The sequence below is a fragment of the Mesorhizobium sp. B2-1-1 genome (genome assembly GCF_006442975.2).
GTDB lineage: Bacteria > Pseudomonadota > Alphaproteobacteria > Rhizobiales > Rhizobiaceae > Mesorhizobium.
Genome location: NZ_CP083955.1, coordinates 441,575 through 460,611, shown reverse-complemented (window position 1 = coordinate 460,611; position 19,037 = coordinate 441,575). Strand labels below are relative to the sequence as shown.

Sequence of the window (19,037 nt, the reverse complement as noted above, 5' to 3'; positions counted from 1 at the left end):
GAAGGGTTCTCAGAGCATTCGGGCGTACGAGCCGAAATCGAGGCTTCCGAGCGCGGCGCGGCAGCGGATGAAGCGCCAGAACCCGTAGCGGTAAAACTCGACATCCTTGCGCTGCGAGGTGGCGTCCATCACGAGACCCCAGAGACCCCATGCGAGATCGTCGGCGATCGCGTAGAGACGCACGCGACGGAGACTTGCCGGCCTCGGCGTGCCTTCGAACATTTCGAGGGCCGGGAGGAAGTCCTTCTCGTCTTCGAAAACCTCGTTGATCAGGATCCCGATCTCATAATAGGGGTCGACGTTGCCGGCACCGTCGAAGTCCACGAGCTCGATGCGACCATCCGGCCCGATGAGGATGTTCGAGGCCAGGCCGTCGGCATGGGAGGGCACACTGTCGACCCCCGATGCGGCGATCATGCGCTCAAAGCGCAAAACCTGCTCGAACAGGACCGGAAGGTCGGGAGGAGCCTGGGCCACGAGCCGATCGCATTCCTGCTTCAGCGCGCGGATCCGGTCGAACGGCGACACCGGGATCGTGAAGCGCAGTCCGCCGTGGACCCTGCGCTTAACACCTATCACCTCATTGAGGACGTCCAGCTTTTTCAGGTCGCTGACACGGGCGGTCGCCCAGCCGTCGCGATATTCCATGATGCAGGTCGCGCGCCGCGCATCGATGGCAAGGATCTTGGGCGCGCAGCCGAGGCCGGCCGCTTTGCGCTGCGCATCGAAGGATGCGGCCGCATCGATGAAGCGGCGCTGGTCGGGCTGAATGGTTTTGAGCAGGAGCGACGGATGCTGGCCATCGACCGACAGAAGCAGGCGGGTGCTGTCCACGCCACGATGCGACGGGACGAGAATGCCCGGCTCCATCTCCTGTGCCGATCTGCACAGCTGCGGTCCGGCACCAGAGCAGGCGGGCTCGTCGGGCGTCACAAGACAGAGGTCGGCCGGCGCCGTGAGGTCATCCGCAAAAAGGGAACGGACTTCTTTTGTTGCGGACGGGAGACGATGAATGTCCATCGGGCCGATGCGGCGATCCATACCCTTTCGCGACAGACCAATTTCCATGAAGCCAGCGGAACCCTTGTAATCCAAGCAAGCACAACCGACCAGCGACGGCCCGTCCACGAAAGGGAGCGGGGGACAGGCGCGCCAGCAGGAAACGCAATGCTATATCTATGCGGGCGTGAGTAAAGTGCCGACGTGCCTATCGGCGCCGAGATGCACTTAAACGCGGATGAGGTCGACGCCCAGTTCGGCGAAGCGCTGGACGAATTCTTCGCCGACACCCTTAGTGGTGATGACATGTTGGGCGTCGGCAAGGCCGAATGCACGAACCGAGCCGAAGCGTCCGAACTTCGATCGATCGGCTACCATGACGGTGGTGCCGGCCTGACGCCTCGCCTCATCGTGCAGTGCAACCTCGTCCTCACCAAAGCCCATGAAGCCGTGATCGACATGGACGGCGCTGGCACCCATCAAAGCCAGGTCGAACCTGTGCCCTTTCAGCGCGGTAATGGTAGAATGCCCGAATGTGGCCTGATATTCCGGCACCATCGGACCGCCGAGCACGCGGACACTGGTGCCCCAGCCGTGGGAGAAAAAATGCGCCGCAATGGCGATGGAGTTCGTGAAGATCGTCAGGTCTGCATGCTTGTCAAGGTGCTTCACGCAGGCCAGCGTAGTGGTTCCCGAACTGACGAAGATCTTCATACCGTTCTGGATAAGGCTGGCAGCCCTTTCGGCGATCAAGTTTTTTTCCGGCGCATTGACCCGGCTGCGCTCGCCAAACGGCTTGTCCCCCTCTTTTGGCGTCAGTACCGCACCGCCGTAGACGCGCCGAGCCAAGCCATTTGTTTCGAGTAGACGCAGATCGCGCCGGATGGATTCCGGACTGACTTCGAGGCGATCGGCGAGCAGATTGACACTCGCGCGCTCATTCGCGCGCAGTATTTCCAGGATTTTTTCCTGGCGAAACTCAGAAAATCTCATGGACCGAATCTGCCTGTGACCATTTGGGTCTTTCCGGACTTAACATATCCCCGAGCACGTCGAACACTGCGAGATGCCGGAAGACCGAAAATCCCGGCGCCAAGCTAGTCGACATGCTCAAACCAGTCAAATCCGTCTTAGTCGCTCAACAGTCCTAGGGTCTAACAGCCTTGAGATTTAGACCTGTTCGGGACTGGGCACTCGCCGAGAGTAGGCCAAGCCGCGCTTGACCACAGGCAAATGTGTCGATATTGGTGTTTTTGACCGATTTGTGTGTTTTGAGAAATTGGATCGGTTTGAGGATGGATCTGGCGTCCAGTCAGGATTTGGAAGGCTCGTCTGGCAATGGCGAATAAGTGCCATGCTGCAGGTCGAAGGATGGAGTTCAACGGGCCGGCGCCGAGCGGGTCCTAGAAAACTAAACCGCACATCGGCAAAACAACCGCCGATACAAAAAGGGGAACAGGATCAATGATTACGCGTAGAGACATTATGGTTGGCGCGGGCGCGCTTGGCGTGGCCGGCGTGCTCGGCAAGCTCGCGGTGCCGGCCAATGCGCAGGGCAAGAAGTCACTCGTGCTCGCGTCGATGGGGCCCGTCACGGGTAATTGGGATCCGACTTCCCACACGACCCTTGGTCAGGGCAATTTCGAAAAGTTCGTCTTCAATGCGTTGACGCGTGCCCCGATGCGGGACGGCGAGGCGGACCTGCTCGAACCCGCGCTGGCGGAAAGCTGGAAGCTGATCGACACCAACACGTTCGAGTTCAAGCTGCGCGACGGCGTGAAATTTCACGACGGCAAGGAATTCAGCGCCGAGGACGTAAAGGCGACGCTCGAATACTCCTGCGACCCGGCCCGCCCGGCGGCTTCCTTTTGCCCCGGAAAGGTCGATGTCGAAATTGTCGATCGCCTTACGGTGCGACTGCACACCGAGAAGCACGGCTATCCGGCATCGGCTTGGTGGTTTATTTCAAGCGTGATCCCGATCCTCTCGGCGAAGGATGTTGCTGATCCGAAGATTCTCCAAAAGCGTCCGAACGGCACGAACGCCTTCAAGTATGTCGAGACCAACGGCGACAAAAATATTCTTCACGCCTATGACGACTTCTTCGGCGGGCGTCCGAAGATCGATGAGGTCGTCTATGCCTATGTTCCGGATGCCAACACGCGGGTTCTCGGCCTCTTGAACGGCCAGTACCACATCGCCGAACGTCTCGAGCCGGAACAGTACGCATCGCTCGCCGGAAATCCGAAGGTCACCACTCGCAAGGGTCTCACGACCGAGAACAAATATCTGCATTTTCGCTGCAACAAGGCGCCCTTCGACGATCCGCGCATCCGCCTGGCGGCATGCCATTCGATCGATCGCAAGCAGATCCTCGAACTGATGGGCGAAGCGGCGCTCGAGTCAAGCTGTTACGTCTCCCCGATGAAGTTCGGCTTCACCGACATCAAGGGATATCCAGACTACAATCCCGAGGAAGCGCAGCGTCTGCTGGCCGAAGCCGGCTTCCCGAACGGGGCGGGGCTGCCGCAGCTCGAATATATCACTTCGATCGGCTTCTATCCCAAGACCAAGGAGTATGGCGAACTGATCGCCGCGATGCTCCAGGAGCAGGGCTTCAACGTGCAGTTGACGGTGCTCGAGCCAGCGGCCTGGGAAGTGGCGATCTATCGCCGCGCCGACGGTCAGGGCCAGGGCCATATGTGCGACGTCGGCTGGATGACGCCGTCGCCTGAGCCGGACCTCGTCCTGCGGCCCAACTGGCACTCCAGCGCGGCGCTGATTTCGGGCATCAATGATCCCGAGATCGACGCGGTCCTGGACAAGGAGCGCAACGCGCCCAATCCGGAACAGCGGCTGAAGATCCTCACCGAGGAAACCTTCCCGACGATGGCCAAGAAAGTCCCAAGCTTCTCACTGTTCTCTGCGCTCACCTTCCACGGCGCCGCCAAGAACCTTGAAGGCGCGGTCTACCTGCCCTACGGACCTATCGACCTGTCGAAGGCGGATCTCGTCTAACCTTTGGCCCAGCAGCGTCGCCATCCGGCGGCGCTGCTCCTTCGTGAGCCTGCCGTTATGCTTTTTGCAATAGACTTCTTCGTTCGCCGTCTTGCCCAAGGCGTGATCATTGTGGCGGGCATCGCCCTGTTGATCTTCACCCTGCTGCGCGTGGTGCCCGGCGACCCCGTGCGGCTGATGCTCGGCCCGATGGTTTCGCAGTCCGTGGCGGAGCAGACGGCCAAGGAGTTCGGCCTCCGGGATCCGATAATCGTCCAGTTCGGGCGGTATATGACCCAGATCGTCCGCGGCGATTTCGGCCGATCCTTCGTGCGCAGCGCCCAGGGCGGCAGCACTGGAGGTTCGCGCGGCGAATCGACCTTCGATGCCAGCAACCGGGCGCCGGTCATTGATCTGATCGGCGCGACATTGCCCTACAGCCTGCTGCTGGCCGGCCTGGCCTTCCTGATCTCACTGTCGATCGCGGTTCCGCTCGGCATCTGGGCCGGCCTTAACGCGGGCAGGGCGCCCGACCGATTCGCGCTTTACCTGAGTTCGGTCCTCGTCTCGCTGCCCAATGTATGGCTCGGACTGGTGTTCATTTATTTGTTGTCGGCCAGGACTGGCTGGCTACCTGCAATCGGCTACGAGAACTGGACCTATGCGATCCTGCCGGCCTTGGTCCTGGCGGTGGAACTGATTCCGATCATCGTCCGGTCGCTCTCGGTTTCGGTCTCCTCCAACCTCCTCGAGCCCTATGTCTATGTTGGCCAAATCCGCGGGCTGACCCGACGGCGCATGATCTCGGCGCATGTTCTGCGTAACTCCGGGATACCCCTTCTGAACGTGTTGGGCATCCAGGCGGTCGGCCTGATCCTCGGCTCGCTGTTCGTCGTCGAATACCTCTTCAACTATCCGGGGATCGGCCTGCTCATGATCAATGCGGTGTTCCAGCGCGATTTCCCGATCATCCAGGCGATCGCGATCTTCGCCTGCGCCGGGCTCGTCGGTGTGAACATCCTCGTCGATTTCGCATCGACCACGATCGACAGAAGGCTCCAGTACTGATGTCCGAACACACCATCGTCGACGCGGAAGTCAGCGTTCCCCCAAAAGCCCGAAGCCTCGGCGCTAATATCTTCCTTCAAGCATTCAAGACGCCGGAGTTCCGGGTCGGGGCGGTCATTTTCATCGCCGTGATCCTGCTCTCGGTCGCCGCGCCGGGGCTGCTCGGCCTTTCCGCGACGAAATTCAACGTCGGCCTCAAGTTCTCGCCGCCCTGGCCTGCCGAAGGTTCGGTCTGGCCTCATTTCATAGGGACCGACCAGTTGGGCCGCGATCTTCTAGCCCGATCGCTGATCGGCCTGCGGAACGCCCTGATGATCGGCATTACGAGCGTCATCGGCATGTTCGTTCTAGGTTCGGCGGTCGGGATGGTGGCCGGCTATGTCGGCGGCTGGACCAACCTGATCCTGATGCGCATCACGGATGCGCAGATGTCGATCCCGGTGATCATCCTCGCCATCACCATCCTCGGCGTGACGCGGCCGACGCCGCTGACGGTCATCCTCGTCTTCATCCTCGCGGGCTGGCCAGGCTACGCACGCGTGGCGCGTAGCGTCACCATGTCCGAGCGGCGCAAGGAATATGTGCGCGCCGCCAAGATCCTCGGCGCATCGGACGTCCGGATACTGCTGGTGCATATCGCGCCGAACATCCTGCCCCCGATCGCATTCGTCGCCGTGCTCGACGTCGCGCGCATGATGATCTTCGAAGCCATCCTCGGGTTCATCGGCATCGGCATCCAGCCGCCCACGCCTACATTCGGGACGATCATCGCCGACGGCACCAAGTATCTCCTGAATGCGTGGTGGATCACCACCATTCCCGGCCTGCTGCTGGCGATATCGCTGTGCAGCATCAACCTCATGGGCGGTGCCCTTGAGCGCTCCCGCAACAAGCTACTCCAAGGTGTCCTATGAGCGGGGAGAGTGTAAGCATTCTCGAGATTTCGGGCCTGTCGGTCGATCTAGCGTTGCCAGGCGGCGCAAGGCGCGCTGTTCTTCAGGACGTCAATCTCTCGGTTTCCCAGGACGAGGTCCTCGGCATCATCGGTGAAAGCGGCTCGGGTAAGACCGTCCTGTCGCGCGCACTCGTCAACTGGATAAGCCCGCCGCTGGTCGTGACCGGCGGGACGATTGCCTACCATGGCCGCAACCTGTTCGATCTCGCGCCCGCCGAGATGCAGAGATTGCGAGGGCGCAAGGTGGCCTATATAGGCTCCGACCCTGGCAGCGCACTCGATCCGACCATCCCGGTCGGACAGCAGATCATCGAGAAGCTGCGCGCCGTCGAGCCGGGCATTTCGACTGCGGAAGCCAAGGCGCGCGTGCTTCGTGTCCTCGACGCGGTCCGCATTCCTTCCCCGGCGCAGCGCTTTCACGAATTTCCTTTCCAGTTCAGCGGCGGGATGATGCAGCGCGTGCTGATTGTCGATGCCCTGGTCACCAACCCTGACCTGCTCGTCGCTGACAACATCACGCAGCCGCTCGACGTGACGGTCGCCGCCCAGATTCTTCGCCTACTGAGGGATCTCCAGCGCGATTTTCGCACGGCGGTCATCTTCGTCTCCTCGGCGCTCGGTGTGGTTAACGAGATCGCAGACAACGTCCTCGTGCTCGCCGATGGCCGCGTGGTCGAGTGCCAGCAGACCCGTAAACTGATCGACGAACCCCAGCACAACTACACGCGCAACCTCATCAAGAGCGTGCCGCGCATCTGGGGCGCCGAGCAGGTCACCGCCGCGCCGGGCTTGGCCAAGGACGACACACGCGAAATCATCCTTTCGGTCCGCGACGTCTACCGTTCCTACGCAACCAAGGACCGTGAGAGGCTGTTTGCGTACCGGGTTGTCCAGGCCGTCCGGGGCGTCTCGTTCGACGTCTACAAAGGCGATAATCTTGGCATCGTAGGCGAATCCGGTTGCGGGAAGTCGACGCTTTCGCGTCTACTCAGCCGCCTCGAAGCACCCAATCGCGGCCAGATCCTGTTCAAGGGCCAGGACATCGCGCATCTCGGCCGAAAGAAGCTGCTTGATCTGCGCCGTCGGTTCCAGCTGCTGCTGCAGGATCCCTACAACGCCATCCCGCCACATTTGGCCATTGGCCGGACGATCGCCGAACCGCTGCGCATCCATGGCGGAATGAGCGCCAAGGAGATCGGCGAGAAGGTCGCCTACACGATGAACGAGGTGGGGTTGCGCCCCGAGCTGACGGACAAACTGCCGGTAGGGCTCAGTGCGGGCCAGCGGCAACGCGTCAACATCGCCCGCGCCATGGTGCTGGACCCGGAACTCCTGATCCTCGACGAGACGCTGTCGGCACTCGACCAAGTGGAACAGGGCAAGCTGCTCGATCTTTTCGAGCGTCTGCAGGCCCGCCACGGCATGACCTACATCTATATCTCGCACGATCTGAGCATGGTGCGCCGCGTCTGCAATCGCGTGGCCGTGATGTATCTCGGTCGCATCGCCGAACTCGCCGGCAACGAGGCGACGTTCTTCGATCCCGGCCATCCCTACACGCGAGCCCTGCTCAGTGCGGTTCCGGCGATCGAGCACAAGCCCTACGACACGGCGACCTATCTCCTTGAAGGCGAGCCGCCGGACCCCATCGACATTCCTTCCGGCTGCACCTTCCGCACACGCTGCCCGTTCGCTTTTGACCGCTGCGTCACGGAGGATCCGGCGCTGCTGAAACGAAGCGACGTGGATTACGCCGCGTGCCATCTCGTCGAGGCCGGCTTGTCGGCGCCAAGGCTGATGCCGGCGGTCGATCTGAGCGGCCCGTAACAGCGGCGCAGTCCCTGACCGTCCTGGGCGCCCCTGACCCCGGCGCGGTGCCCCGCAATCCCGATGAGGCAAGCGTATCATGGAATTCGACTATATCGTCGTAGGTTCGGGCAGTGCGGGTTCACCGCTCACCGCCAGGCTTGTCGAAAAGGGTGCGAGCGTCCTTCTCCTCGAAGCGGGCAAGCGCGAGAAGCTCCACCTGACGCGCGTACCGGCCGCGCTCATGTATACGATCGGTAACAACCGGTACGACTGGAACTACGTCACCGAGCCTGATCCGAGCCGTAACGGACTGCAGGAAGCCTGGCCGCGCGGGCGGGTTCCGGGTGGTTCGTCGGCCATCAACGGGATGATCTTCATTCGTGGCGCGGCCGGCGACTACGACGCTTGGGAGGCGCTGGGAAACAAGGGATGGGGCTGGGCCTCCGTGCTTCCCTATTTCCGCAAGATGGAGACGGCGGACGACGACAGGGACAATTCTCACCGCGGCGGGATGGGTCCGCTCCGGGTTTCATCGCTGCGCTGGAAACACCCACTATCGCAGAAATTCATTGACAGCTTCGTCAATGCCGGCGTGCCCCGCAACCCGGACCTGAACGGGAGCTCGCATGAAGGGGTCGCCTGGAATCAAGGGTCCACGACAGGGGGCTTGCGTCATTCGGCGTTCGACGCCTTCGTCCTCCCACGTCTCAAGGACAATAAGTTGACCTTCATGGACGACGCGCTGGTGGAGCGTATCGTCATGGAGGGTAAGCGGGCCTCGGGCGTGGACATCATGCGCGGGGACAAGACAATCCGGGCAACAGCACGCCGCGGTGTGGTCCTGTCTGCAGGCTCCATCAACTCGCCACAGCTCCTAATGCTTTCGGGCATCGGCGATCCGGCCGAACTGAGTCGCCATGGCATCGAAGTGCGCGTCGCCAGCCCCGACGTCGGGCGCAACCTGATGGAGCATCCGGGCCTCTATGTCCGCGCCGAAATGGACGTCAAGACGGGCAATGCCTATGCGTCGGCCCTGGGCCGGCTGCGCGCCGCCGGGCAGTGGGCGCTGTCGCGCAGTGGCGTGCTGAGCGTGCCGACCGCGCAGGTGCTCGCCTTCCTCAAATCCACACCCGAGCAGGAGGTGCCCGACCTCCAGTTCCACCTCTTCCCGTTCGGCTATTTCAGCGAAAGCGGACGCCTGCGCGTCCCCACGCGCAATCTCGTCACCATTCTGGCGAACGTGAATTACCCCAAGAGTACTGGCCGTCTGGAACTACGCAGCAGCGATCCGCGCACGCCGCTCGCGATTTATCCGCGGCTCCTCGACCACCCAGACGACCTGGACTGCGTTCTACGCGGACTGGCCTGGATTCGCCGCCTTGCTTCGACGCCGCCATTCGGAAACCACGTGCGCGAGCTGATCGACGTGCCGCCCGAGGGGGCCGGCCGCGATGCGGAGGAGCAGTATGTGCGCAAGGCAACGGTCCCCTTCCTTCACCCGGTCGGGACCTGCCGGATGGGGATCGACGATAAGGCGGTGGTGACGCCGGAACTGCGCGTGCGCGGCACCGAGAGGCTGTGGGTGGCGGATGCCTCGATCTTTCCGCGCCACATCGCGGGCAACACCAACGCGACTGCAATCATGATCGGCGAGCGGGCGGCGGATCTCATCCATCCCTGATCCCAGGCAAGCCGGAACAGGAGCCAGACGGGCAATGACCAGGAATTTCAAGCACAATTTCATCGGCGGCAGGCGCGTCGACCCGCTCGGCCCGGAGTCCATCGAAGTTCGTTCGCCCTACGACGGCAGCCTGGTCGGCACGGCTCCGCTCGCCGCACAGGCGGACATCGACCTTGCCGTCGACGTGGCGCGCAAAGCGTTCGACGAAGGGCCGTGGCCGCGCATGCCGGTAGCCGAGCGCATCGCGGTCATCCGTAAATTCACCGACCTCTACGAGGCGCGGTCCACGGAATTTGCCCGACTGGTCACGGCAGAAATGGGCGCTCCCGCGTGGTTCGCCGCGGCGATCCAGGCCCTGATCCGTGATCAGGGCCAGGCTTATCTGACCGCGGCCGAACACTATCCCTGGGAGGTGAAGCGCGAGGGCTTCCCGAAAGGGACGTCCATCTGGATCCGCGAACCAGTCGGCGTGGTTGCCGCCATCATCCCCTGGAATGCACCGCATCAGGTCGCGCTAGCGAAACTCTTTCCGGCTCTGCTTGCCGGATGCACGGTGATTCTGAAATTGGCGCCGGAGACGGCGATTGACGGCCAATATCTGGGCGAACTTTTCAGCGAAGCCGGACTGCCGGACGGCGTGCTGAGCATCCTGGTAGCGCACCGGGAAGTGAGCGAGTATCTCGTCACGCATCCGGGAGTGGACAAGATCGGCTTTACCGGGTCGACCGCCGCCGGAAGCCGCATCGCCAGCCTCGCCGGTGCGCAGCTGAAGCGAGTCAGCCTAGAACTGGGTGGCAAGTCCGCGGCGCTCGTCTTAGACGACGCGGATATCGGCGAAACGGTCGAGGCGCTGCGTTACCGCTCGTTTCCGAACAACGGCCAGGTCTGCGTTGCGCAGACTCGGATACTCATATCGCGCCGGCGCCACGATGCCTTCACCTCGGCGCTGGTGGACAATGTTACGGGTATGAAGATCGGGAATCCGGCCGACCCGCAAACTTTCCTCGGTCCGGTTGCTGCCGAGCGCCAGCGCCAGCGGGTCAGTGACTACATCCAGTCTGGGCTGGAAAGCGGCGCGGAACTTGCGACGGGCGGCCTTGGAATGCCGGAAGGCATCAATCACGGCGCCTTCGTGAAGCCGACGGTTTTTGCCAATGTCGACAACAACTCACGCATCGCCCAGGAGGAGATCTTCGGCCCAGTCGTCTGCGTCATCCCCTATGACGGGGTGGATGAGGCAGTGCGGCTCGCCAACGAGTCGGAGTACGGTCTCTCCGGTTCGGTTTGGACGAACGATACTGACCAGGGTCTGGCGATCGCCCGCCGCATCCGCAGCGGCGGGCTGACGATCAACAACGCGGCCTCGGACCTGCTCTCCCCCTTTGGCGGCTTCAAGCGAAGCGGCGTGGGACGCGAGTTCGGCCCGGAAGCCATCAATCACTACATCGAGCACAAGACTGTCGCAGTCTGAGGGAGTTCCGGAGCGATAATGAGCAACGGCCATGGAATATGGATGCATGTCGACGGTCAGGCCGGGCGCTTCATCGAACTGAGCGACAGGGTTTGGGAAACGCCCGAACTGAACTATCAGGAACATCGGTCGTCGGCCGAGCATCTGAAGGCGCTTAACGATCAGGGCTTCCGAGTTGCTACCGGCCTTGCCGGCATGCCGACGGCCATCATGGGCGAGGCAGGCGAAGGCGGCCCGGTCATCGCCTTCCTCGGCGAGTTCGATGCATTGCCGGAGTTAAGCCAGGAAGCCGGCGTAGCGGAACACCGGCGTCTTTCCGGCAATGGACCGGGACATGGCTGCGGACACAATCTGCTCGGGGCCGGCGCACTGCTCGCCGCTACGGCGACGAAGGATTGGCTGGCCGCGAACAGCCTGCCCGGGCGTGTACGCTATTATGGCTGCCCGGCCGAGGAGGGCGGATCGGGCAAGGCGTTTATGGTTCGCGACGGGGTTTTCGCTGACGTCGACGCGGCGCTTTCCTGGCACCCCTTCTCGTTCGCGGGCGTAATGGAGCCGGCCTCGCTCGCTTACGCGATCCTTGATTTTTCTTACACTGGACGGTCCGCCCATGCTGCGGGCTCGCCGCATCTCGGCCGCAGCGCGCTCGACGCCGTTGAGCTGATGAGCGTCGGCGTCAACTATCTGCGCGAACACATCCCCTCCGATTGCCGGGTTCATTACGCCTATCTCAATGCGGGCGGTCCGGCGCCGAACATCGTGCAGGCGGCCGCAATTGTGCGCTACATGGTTCGGTCGCCGCGAGCCTCCGAGGTGTTGATGCTAGTCGAGCGGGTCAAGCGCATCGCGGAGGGTGCAGCGCTGATGAGCGAGACACAAGTGGAGTCGCGCTTTGTCTGTGCGATGAACAGCCTGCTTGGCAATCGCGTTATGGAGGGAGCGATGGCGCAGAATTTCGAGATGCTGGGGCCGCCGGAATTCGATGCGGCTGACCAAGCGTTCGCGGGGCAGATCCAGGCCACGCTGACAAGGGAGCACATCCAATCAGCCTATGCGATGTTCCGGCTTCAGGAGAGTGACAGCGCTCTCAGCGACGGTATCGTCGGCGCCGCTTCCGGTGGCAAGCAGATGCTTGGATCGACTGATGTCGGCGATGTGAGCTGGGCCGTACCGACCGTGCAGGCATATGGCGCGACCTATGCCATCGGCACGCCTTTGCACACATGGCAAGTAACGGCGCAGGGCAAATCGCCACATGCACACAAGGGCATGATCCATGTTGCCAAAGCGCTGGCGGCGACGGCGGCGGACCTCTTTAGCCACCCCGATCTGCTAGCTTCAGCTAAGGAGGAACATGCAGCAAGGTTGGCGCGCGATCCCGCAGTACAGATCCTGCCGCCCCACCTCGCGCCCCCGTTGGACGGCTAGATGTATGATGCCGGGCATCGTGCTCATCTTTGTCGTCCTAATCAAAGGAACCGCTGGAGCGAAGCGACATACTTTGCCCGAAGATGGGATTTCTCCTGGAAGATGTGTGAACGATCCCGTGATAGTGACGGTTGATCGGCCCTCATCAAGCTGTTGCACTGCGATGGGCTTTGAATCACTTCTCCCGATCCTCGGGTTGCCCGGATCTCCATCACTGATGTCGTTCTCTCCTGCCGAAAGGGGACGTCTTTTCGTGCGACTGTCGGTCATCCTCAAGGGTGCGGCGCGCGGTAGCTTTCCTCACGCGCTATCGATCCGTCCTACCTTGTTGGCGAGAGCGACTGTGACCTGCCGTTCCGGTTTACGCTCAAGCAACTCGTCCGCCCAAGTGCTGACGGTCGTCACTTTTCGCCGGGTGTATCATTTCCGGCCGAGCTTGTCAGAGGGACGATCATGAGTTCGAGCGCGCCATACTCCGCAAACGAATTTCTGGCTGGGCTGAAAGGCCAGCGCGTTCTGGTGACAGCGGGTGCGGGGGGCATCGGTTTTGCCATAGCCGACACGCTGTCGCGGCTCGGCGCCCGCGTCGTTGTCTGCGACGTTTCCGACGAAGCGCTCGCCGCTGCGCCCGACAAGATCGACCTGATCGCGGCAGTGAAGGCCGACGTCTCGCGCGACGATAACGTCGACCGGCTGTTCGAGGCGGTCGAGAAAGAACTCGGCGGGCTCGATGCGCTGATCAACAATGCCGGCATTGCCGGGCCGACAGGCGGTGTCGACGAGATCGATCCGGACGACTGGCGGCGCTGCATCGACATCTGCCTGACCGGCCAGTTCCTGTGCGCCCGGCGCGCCGTGCCGCTGATCAAGGCGGCGGGCGGGGGCTCGATCGTGTCGATGTCGTCGGCGGCTGGCCGCCACGGCTATGCGTTCCGCACGCCCTATTCGGCGGCCAAGTGCGGTGTCATCGGTTTCACGCAAAGCCTCGCCAAGGAGCTTGGGCTGCACGGCATCAGGGTCAACGCCATCCTGCCCGGCATCATCGAGGGACCCCGCATCGAAGGTGTTATCTCGGCGCGCGCCAAGCAGGTCGGTATCAGCCACGAGGAGATGACCGATCGTTATCTCCAAAACATTTCGCTGCGTCGCATGACCAGCCCTTATGATGTCGCGTCGATGGTCGCCTTCCTGCTGTCGGACGCCGGCATCAACATTTCCGGGCAGTCGCTCGGCGTCGACGGCAACGTCGAAACGCTCTGAGGAGGGCCGATCCATGGCAAAGGTTGCGATTGTCGGCAGCGGTTTCATTGGGCGGGCCTGGGCGATCAGCTTCGCTCGCGCCGGCCATGACGTGCGGATGTGGGACCAGTCGCCCGCCGCGACGGGCGGCGCGCGCGACTACATAGAAGGCGTGCTTGGCGATCTTTCTTCGAACGACCTGCTGCGTGGGCAGTCCGTCGACACCGTGCTTGGCCGCATCGCCATCGCGGTCGAACTGGAGGAGGCGCTGGCTGGAGCAATCCATGTCCAGGAGAACACGCCTGAAAACCTCGATGTGAAGCGGGAAGTGTTCTCCCTGATCGACAGTCTGGCCGGCCCGCAAACGGTGATCGCCAGTTCCACCTCGGCGCTGTTGCCGTCGAAGTTCACCGACCATCTGCAGGGGCGGCACCGCTGCCTGGTCGTGCATCCGATCAATCCGCCCTACCTCATTCCGGCGGCCGAGGTGGTGCCAGCGCCATGGACGTCCGCTGAGACGCTGGAAAGAACCCGCGCCTTCCTTATCGATGCCGGTCATGCGCCGCTGGTGATGAAGCGCGAGCTCGACGGTTTCATCATGAACCGGTTGCAGGGCGCCTTGCTTGAGGAAGCCTTCCGGCTCGTCGACGGCTATGCCAGCGTCGAGGATGTCGACATCGGCATCCGCGACGGGTTGGCTTTGCGCTGGTCATTCATGGGGCCGTTCGAGACCATCGACCTCAATGCGCCCGGCGGCGTGCGCGATTATGTCGATCGCTACCAGGGCATCTACTCCAACATCTTCCCGCAGATGCTGCGCCGGGTCGACTGGGCGGGCGAGGTCATGGCAACCGTCGAGGCCGAGCGCAGCAAGCGCCTGCCAAGGAAAAAACTGGGTGACCGGCAGGTCTGGCGGGATCGCCGGCTGATGGCGCTGGCGGCACACAAGAAAAAATCGGATCAGGAGTTCGGACAATGAAAGAAACCAGCCGCAAGCCCGGCGCGACGGCGACCAGGTCATCATCACCTGTGCGGTGACCGGGGCGATCCACACCCCGACCATGTCGCCCTACCTGCCGATCACACCGGACCAGATCGCGTCGGAGGCGATCGCCGCGGCCGAGGCCGGTGCCGCGATCCTGCATTTGCACGCGCGAGACCCGGAAACCGGCAAGCCCGACCAGACACCCGAGGACTCGGAAAGACTGTAGCGCTCAACTGGATAGCCGCCCAAAGCGGAGCTGCCTATTGTGAGGTTGCGCAGCATACCAAGGCTATCAGGCCGATGTTCCTGATGCTGCACGACGCCTACGGCGTCCAAAGGGACAGCAAGCACACATACGATCTTGCGAAGGATTGCATGAATTTTTTGGGCGCCCGATACGGCCCGACGCGCCCGTTGCTGGTGGACGAATATCAGAACTTCACACCCACTGTTTTGCGGGAGCTGCTGCATCTTCAGGAGCGATGCGGCTTCGCTTTACTGCTCGCCGGCAACACTCATCGGTTAGCGGGCACGAGGCGTGATACCCATGCTATGGATCAGATCGAAAGCCGTATCGGCATGCGTTTCGAGATCGGGCAGCCGACGCGGGAGGACTGCTTGAGGATTGACGCCGAACACAACGTTGAAGGAGCCGACGCCTACGTGGCAATCGCCACCTACGGGCAAAACACCTCCCTTCGCGCGCTGTGCCATCTCCTCCAGAATTGCGCTGCGGGTACCAGCGGCTTCGGCAGCATTCGTCTTCCCCGGATAGAGACCACGCTTCGCGGCATGTCGTGCGGCAGCGATGTGCTCAAGGTTCTATACGAGTGCCGAAACGACTTCGCACACGACGTGGGCAGCCCCACTTAAATTCGGACGACGACAGATAATTCCGAACATCACACCGGAATTGGTGCAATCGCGAAGTTAGCCCGCTTGCTGATCAGCCGTATTTGCCTCGCTCCTCAATTTTTCAAGCCGTGATCGGCAGATCATTTCGATACGATCGATCAACTCGGAGACCCGCTTGGCAAGCCACTGGAGCGCTTCGCGAGTGATCTCGAAGTGCCTCGAATAGCGCGCTTTCACATAAGCCTCGTTGATGACGTTGAACCAAGCTACGAAACGCTGCTGGTCGCGGGGCCAAACTTCGGCAAGTTCCTGTGCTTGATCTTCAGCGAGGCTGCGAAGGAATTTGACGTTGTGAGAGGCAGGGCTGTAATTTGTTAGAACCAACAACAACACCGCGTAGGCCTGCTCGATTGATTGGTGAAGGAGAAAGGCCGCTTCCTTGAAATTGGATTCGCTGAGAAGAAATCCAGCTGTCTTTGCAAATACTCGGGCGTGCGGCAGCCTGTCTTCGAGGTGTTCGGCTGCTAATTGGAATGCATCGGCCGGCTTCGTAGGTGCCGGATGCGCCAGCGATTCTTCGTCGAGCTCGTAGAGGACAATTCCCTCGCGACGGATGTCGACAAAGAAGTACTGACCCTCCCTGAGGGCAGTGTTCACCTCCCGGCGGGAATGTACAATGAAGCTGACTGGCGTGCTGATTTCGCGCATCAACCGGTCTGCTGCCGTCTGCCAATAGCCGGCAAAATCGGTCAGTTTGCGATTGTTCACCACCACAAGCAGGTCGAAATCCGAACGGTAGCCCTTCCTGGTATGCGGCTCGTCGACCCAGCCACCACGTGCATAGGACCCGAAAAGTATGATCTTGAGAATGCGCCCGCGCTTTTTGAAGTCGGTCATCCCTCCCTTGAGGGCATCCTCAAACTCCTCGAGGAGCAGCTCAACCGTCTTTCTCAGCTCGCGCTGCTTTGGTGGCGGGAGGTGGTCGATGCTGGATTTCATAAACAAGGATCTGTCGTCCATCGTGTGTGCATAGCCGAGACGAGGCCCCGAATCCACACACTGCCTCGTTCGGCCGAATTGAGCAACGCACACCGTGCGACATCAAATGGAAGAGTTGTTAAGTCAGCATCCTAAACATTGCAGAGGGATTTAAGCTCATCACGTATCACTGCAATGTTGGGGGTATCGTCAATACATTGCCCCACCATTTCCCAGCGCTTTTATCTGTGGAGGGTCTGTCCCGCAGCGTCGCGCTCGGTCCTCGAATAAGCGAACAGACTTCTAGCTCGGAAGATGTCGGCGAACTCATGCGGAAGGGGGGCGGCGGTATCGGCCGCCGGATTTTCTTAAGATTTTCCCTGTCGAGCCGCGGTCGAACACCGGTATGTTCAAACCGGAGATTTCCAATGCCATTTCGATTCGTCGACACCGCCGACATCCACCTCGACTCGCCGCTGCGTTCGCTGGCGATGCGAAACCCCGACCTTGCCGAACTCGTCGGAGACGCCAGCCGTCAGGCGTTTGTCTCGATCGCTGACCTCTGCCTCACGGAACGTGTCGATGCCCTGGTCATTGGCGGCGATCTCTATGATGGCGATCAGACTTCGATGAAAACGGCCCGCTTCCTGGCGTCACAGATGACACGGCTTCATCAGGCCGGCATCAGGGTTTTCAAGATCCGTGGCAATCATGACGCCCTGTCGCGGATATCGAAACAGCTGGTGTTCCCTGACACGGTCACGATCTTCGGCGGCCGTCCCCAGACCGTGCTGCAGACAGCCGGCGGGCTTGACGTCATGTTCCACGGCTTGAGCTTTGCCAGCCCCAAGGCGCCGGACAGTCTACTCCCGAAGTACTCAGCGCCGCGCGAGGGCGCGGTCAATGTCGGTATCATGCATACCAGCCTGGCCGGATCGCCGGGTCACGACGTCTATGCCCCCTGCAATGTCGCTGACCTGCACGGCCACGGTTTCGACTACTGGGCGCTTGGGCACATCCATGTCCGCCAAGTCCATCCCGGGGCAAGCACCGTGGTGATGCCAGGAATTCCACAGGGCAGGGACATCAACGAGGCCGGCGAGAAATCCGTCACCCTGGTGACGATACAAGACGACCGCACCATCGAGATCGAGGAAAGGCTCACCAGTATCGCGCAATTCGAGCGGGTGAACGTCGACGTGACCGAAACGGTGGAATGGTCCGAGATCGTCGAGCGTGTCCGATCCGCGCTCGAAGATGTGCGCGCCTCCGTTAGATCCCGTCATGCTGTGGTTCGCCTCGGCCTGACCGGGGCGTCACCTCTATCGTGGGCACTGATCCGCGACCGGGATCTGCTGCTCGCGGAAGCTGAGCAGGTCGCGGACCAGGTAGGCGAAACCTGGGTGGAGAAGCTCGAACTTAACGTCTCGCCACCCGCAGCCGAAACATCCGAGGGCGTCGCCGATCCGATTTTCGAGCTCGCAGAGTCCATGCGCGCCGATGCCGGCTCGGAAGCCTTCCGTGCCGAGGCGAGGGCGTTGGTCCAAAAGATGATCGCGGATTTTCCGCCTGACGGGCGCGATTTCGCCGGCAAGGACGAGACTGAGCAGGAGTTGTTCCTGGAGAGGGTGGTTGCCAGCGGCGCCGACCTTGTTACCGCCCGCCTCAAGGCCGGTGGGTCACAATGAGGCTGCGGCGACTTGATCTCATCCGTTATGGCAAGTTCACCGACAGGACGATCGACTTCGGGCCGAAACCGGAATCCGGTCCCGACCTGCATGTCGTCTTCGGCCTGAATGAGGCCGGCAAGTCGACGGTGCTTTCCGGCTATCTCGAGATCTGCTGTTCGGCATCGAGGAGCGCAGCCGCTACAATTTCGTGCACGAGTACAGCGCAATGCGCATCGGCGGGGTGCTCGAACTTGGCGGCGCGGAGCAGATTTTCACACGCACCAAACAGCGCACCAACTCGTTGCTGAACGCGACTGGCCAACCAGTCAGCGAAATGGCGATATCATCCCATCTCGCCGGCCTGTCGCGCGACGCCTACGAGACCATGTTCTCGTTGGACGACGAAACGCTGGAAGCAGGTGGAAAATCAATCCTGGAATCGCGCGGTGACCTCGGCAAGCTGCTGTTCACGGCCAGCGCCGGCCTCGGGCATGCAAGCGATACATTGAGCCTGCTCGAGGCCGAGGCGGACAGGCTCTATCGCAAGCAGGCACACGGAACCGAGCTTGCTCTGTTCAAGAAGCGGCTTGCGGAACTGAAGTCGAGGAGGGAGGCGATCGACACCTTGGCGTCGACCTTCGAAACCCTTGAGACAGAGCGCCTGGACGCGACAGAAAACTACGACCGCAGCATCGCCGAGCGGTCGGTGCTGTCGGCCAGGCTCGATACGATCGCGAATTATCTTCGCGCGATCCCGATCCTTGCCGATATCCGACGCAAGCAAGCCCAGCTGGCCGAGTTGCCAGAGATCGCTTCACCGTCACGGACCTGGACGGGCAGCGTCGCCGACATGATCGAGATCGACGCCAGCCTGAGAACGCGTCTGCCGTCCTGATGCAGCA

General features: G+C 61.7%; 16 protein-coding genes and 1 pseudogene. 14 read left to right on the top strand and 3 right to left on the bottom strand.

What is annotated here, in order from left to right; translation table 11 throughout:
- Positions 1-9: 9 nt before the first annotated feature.
- Together FJ972_RS30085 and FJ972_RS30080 are read right to left on the bottom strand one after the other, a co-directional pair.
- On the bottom strand, positions 10-1,095 hold the full coding sequence (locus FJ972_RS30085; protein ID WP_140523191.1) for a phosphotransferase family protein: 1,086 nt from the start codon (positions 1,093-1,095) through the stop codon (positions 10-12).
- A 132-nt stretch (positions 1,096-1,227) separates the two neighbouring features.
- The gene (locus FJ972_RS30080; RefSeq protein ID WP_140499625.1) at positions 1,228-1,992 is read right to left on the bottom strand and encodes a DeoR/GlpR family DNA-binding transcription regulator; all 765 of its coding nucleotides are present in this window, start codon (positions 1,990-1,992) and stop codon (positions 1,228-1,230) included.
- A 471-nt stretch (positions 1,993-2,463) separates the two neighbouring features.
- Here FJ972_RS30080 and FJ972_RS30075 point away from each other — a divergent pair, with 471 nt between their 5' ends.
- The 11 genes and pseudogenes from FJ972_RS30075 to FJ972_RS30025 all read left to right on the top strand — a co-directional run bounded on the left by FJ972_RS30075 (position 2,464) and on the right by FJ972_RS30025 (position 15,505).
- On the top strand, positions 2,464-4,017 hold the full coding sequence (locus FJ972_RS30075; protein ID WP_140523193.1) for an ABC transporter substrate-binding protein: 1,554 nt from the start codon (positions 2,464-2,466) through the stop codon (positions 4,015-4,017).
- Between the two features lie 57 nt (positions 4,018-4,074).
- Positions 4,075-5,064 carry an ABC transporter permease gene (locus tag FJ972_RS30070; RefSeq protein ID WP_140523196.1) on the top strand — a complete coding sequence of 330 codons (990 nt, stop codon included), beginning with the start codon at positions 4,075-4,077 and terminating at the stop codon, positions 5,062-5,064.
- Complete coding sequence (locus FJ972_RS30065; protein WP_140499619.1) at positions 5,064-5,978, top strand: ABC transporter permease; 915 nt, start codon at positions 5,064-5,066, stop codon at positions 5,976-5,978. The genes FJ972_RS30070 and FJ972_RS30065 overlap by 1 nt, the downstream gene beginning before the upstream one ends.
- Positions 5,975-7,846 (top strand): ABC transporter ATP-binding protein, encoded by a 1,872-nt coding sequence (locus FJ972_RS30060; protein WP_140499617.1) that lies wholly within the window; start codon positions 5,975-5,977, stop codon positions 7,844-7,846. Before FJ972_RS30065 ends, FJ972_RS30060 begins: the two co-directional genes overlap by 4 nt.
- Before the next feature lie 79 nt (positions 7,847-7,925).
- Positions 7,926-9,509 (top strand): GMC family oxidoreductase, encoded by a 1,584-nt coding sequence (locus tag FJ972_RS30055; protein ID WP_140499615.1) that lies wholly within the window; start codon positions 7,926-7,928, stop codon positions 9,507-9,509.
- 34 nt (positions 9,510-9,543) lie between these two features.
- Entirely contained in the window at positions 9,544-10,980 is a 1,437-nt protein-coding gene (locus tag FJ972_RS30050) for an aldehyde dehydrogenase (protein ID WP_140523199.1), read from the top strand.
- A gap of 18 nt (positions 10,981-10,998) precedes the next feature.
- Positions 10,999-12,408 (top strand): amidohydrolase, encoded by a 1,410-nt coding sequence (locus FJ972_RS30045; protein ID WP_140499610.1) that lies wholly within the window; start codon positions 10,999-11,001, stop codon positions 12,406-12,408.
- A 453-nt stretch (positions 12,409-12,861) separates the two neighbouring features.
- Positions 12,862-13,668: an SDR family oxidoreductase gene (locus FJ972_RS30040; protein WP_140523201.1), complete on the top strand. Its 807-nt coding sequence runs from the start codon at positions 12,862-12,864 to the stop codon at positions 13,666-13,668.
- 13 nt (positions 13,669-13,681) lie between these two features.
- A complete protein-coding gene (locus FJ972_RS30035; protein ID WP_140523204.1) occupies positions 13,682-14,626 on the top strand; it encodes a 3-hydroxyacyl-CoA dehydrogenase in 945 nt (314 codons plus the stop codon).
- A pseudogene (locus tag FJ972_RS30030) lies at positions 14,623-14,840 on the top strand (3-keto-5-aminohexanoate cleavage protein); the annotation flags it as partial. The gene FJ972_RS30035 and the pseudogene FJ972_RS30030, both read left to right, overlap by 4 nt.
- Before the next feature lie 29 nt (positions 14,841-14,869).
- Positions 14,870-15,505 (top strand): AAA family ATPase, encoded by a 636-nt coding sequence (locus FJ972_RS30025; protein ID WP_140523207.1) that lies wholly within the window; start codon positions 14,870-14,872, stop codon positions 15,503-15,505.
- Between the two features lie 57 nt (positions 15,506-15,562).
- On the opposite strand, the gene FJ972_RS30020 is transcribed toward FJ972_RS30025, so the two are convergent.
- Positions 15,563-16,486 (bottom strand): nucleotidyltransferase and HEPN domain-containing protein, encoded by a 924-nt coding sequence (locus FJ972_RS30020; RefSeq protein ID WP_140523464.1) that lies wholly within the window; start codon positions 16,484-16,486, stop codon positions 15,563-15,565.
- Positions 16,487-16,893: 407 nt separating this feature from the next.
- Here FJ972_RS30020 and FJ972_RS30015 point away from each other — a divergent pair, with 407 nt between their 5' ends.
- The 3 genes from FJ972_RS30015 to FJ972_RS30225 are packed head-to-tail and all read left to right on the top strand — an operon-like array spanning position 16,894 to position 19,030.
- On the top strand, positions 16,894-18,153 hold the full coding sequence (locus FJ972_RS30015; RefSeq protein WP_140523209.1) for a metallophosphoesterase family protein: 1,260 nt from the start codon (positions 16,894-16,896) through the stop codon (positions 18,151-18,153).
- Positions 18,150-18,443, top strand: a complete 294-nt coding sequence (locus FJ972_RS30230; RefSeq protein WP_246674848.1) for an AAA family ATPase — start codon at positions 18,150-18,152, stop codon at positions 18,441-18,443. The genes FJ972_RS30015 and FJ972_RS30230 overlap by 4 nt, the downstream gene beginning before the upstream one ends.
- Positions 18,362-19,030, top strand: a complete 669-nt coding sequence (locus FJ972_RS30225) for an AAA family ATPase (RefSeq protein ID WP_413466344.1) — start codon at positions 18,362-18,364, stop codon at positions 19,028-19,030. The genes FJ972_RS30230 and FJ972_RS30225 overlap by 82 nt, the downstream gene beginning before the upstream one ends.
- Positions 19,031-19,037 lie beyond the last annotated feature (7 nt).

Excerpts from the sequence above, each read along its gene's own strand:
- FJ972_RS30075 (WP_140523193.1), top strand. The coding sequence starts at position 2,464 with ATGATTACGCGTAGAGACATTATGGTTGGCGCGGGCGCGCTTGGCGTG.
- FJ972_RS30050 (WP_140523199.1), top strand. The coding sequence starts at position 9,544 with ATGACCAGGAATTTCAAGCACAATTTCATCGGCGGCAGGCGCGTCGAC.
- FJ972_RS30080 (WP_140499625.1), bottom strand. The coding sequence starts at position 1,992 with ATGAGATTTTCTGAGTTTCGCCAGGAAAAAATCCTGGAAATACTGCGC.
- FJ972_RS30055 (WP_140499615.1), top strand. The coding sequence starts at position 7,926 with ATGGAATTCGACTATATCGTCGTAGGTTCGGGCAGTGCGGGTTCACCG.
- FJ972_RS30020 (WP_140523464.1), bottom strand. The coding sequence starts at position 16,486 with ATGAAATCCAGCATCGACCACCTCCCGCCACCAAAGCAGCGCGAGCTG.
- FJ972_RS30015 (WP_140523209.1), top strand. The coding sequence starts at position 16,894 with ATGCCATTTCGATTCGTCGACACCGCCGACATCCACCTCGACTCGCCG.
- FJ972_RS30045 (WP_140499610.1), top strand. The coding sequence starts at position 10,999 with ATGAGCAACGGCCATGGAATATGGATGCATGTCGACGGTCAGGCCGGG.
- FJ972_RS30225 (WP_413466344.1), top strand. The coding sequence starts at position 18,362 with ATGCGCATCGGCGGGGTGCTCGAACTTGGCGGCGCGGAGCAGATTTTC.
- FJ972_RS30230 (WP_246674848.1), top strand. The coding sequence starts at position 18,150 with ATGAGGCTGCGGCGACTTGATCTCATCCGTTATGGCAAGTTCACCGAC.
- FJ972_RS30070 (WP_140523196.1), top strand. The coding sequence starts at position 4,075 with ATGCTTTTTGCAATAGACTTCTTCGTTCGCCGTCTTGCCCAAGGCGTG.
- FJ972_RS30040 (WP_140523201.1), top strand. The coding sequence starts at position 12,862 with ATGAGTTCGAGCGCGCCATACTCCGCAAACGAATTTCTGGCTGGGCTG.
- FJ972_RS30060 (WP_140499617.1), top strand. The coding sequence starts at position 5,975 with ATGAGCGGGGAGAGTGTAAGCATTCTCGAGATTTCGGGCCTGTCGGTC.
- FJ972_RS30065 (WP_140499619.1), top strand. The coding sequence starts at position 5,064 with ATGTCCGAACACACCATCGTCGACGCGGAAGTCAGCGTTCCCCCAAAA.
- FJ972_RS30035 (WP_140523204.1), top strand. The coding sequence starts at position 13,682 with ATGGCAAAGGTTGCGATTGTCGGCAGCGGTTTCATTGGGCGGGCCTGG.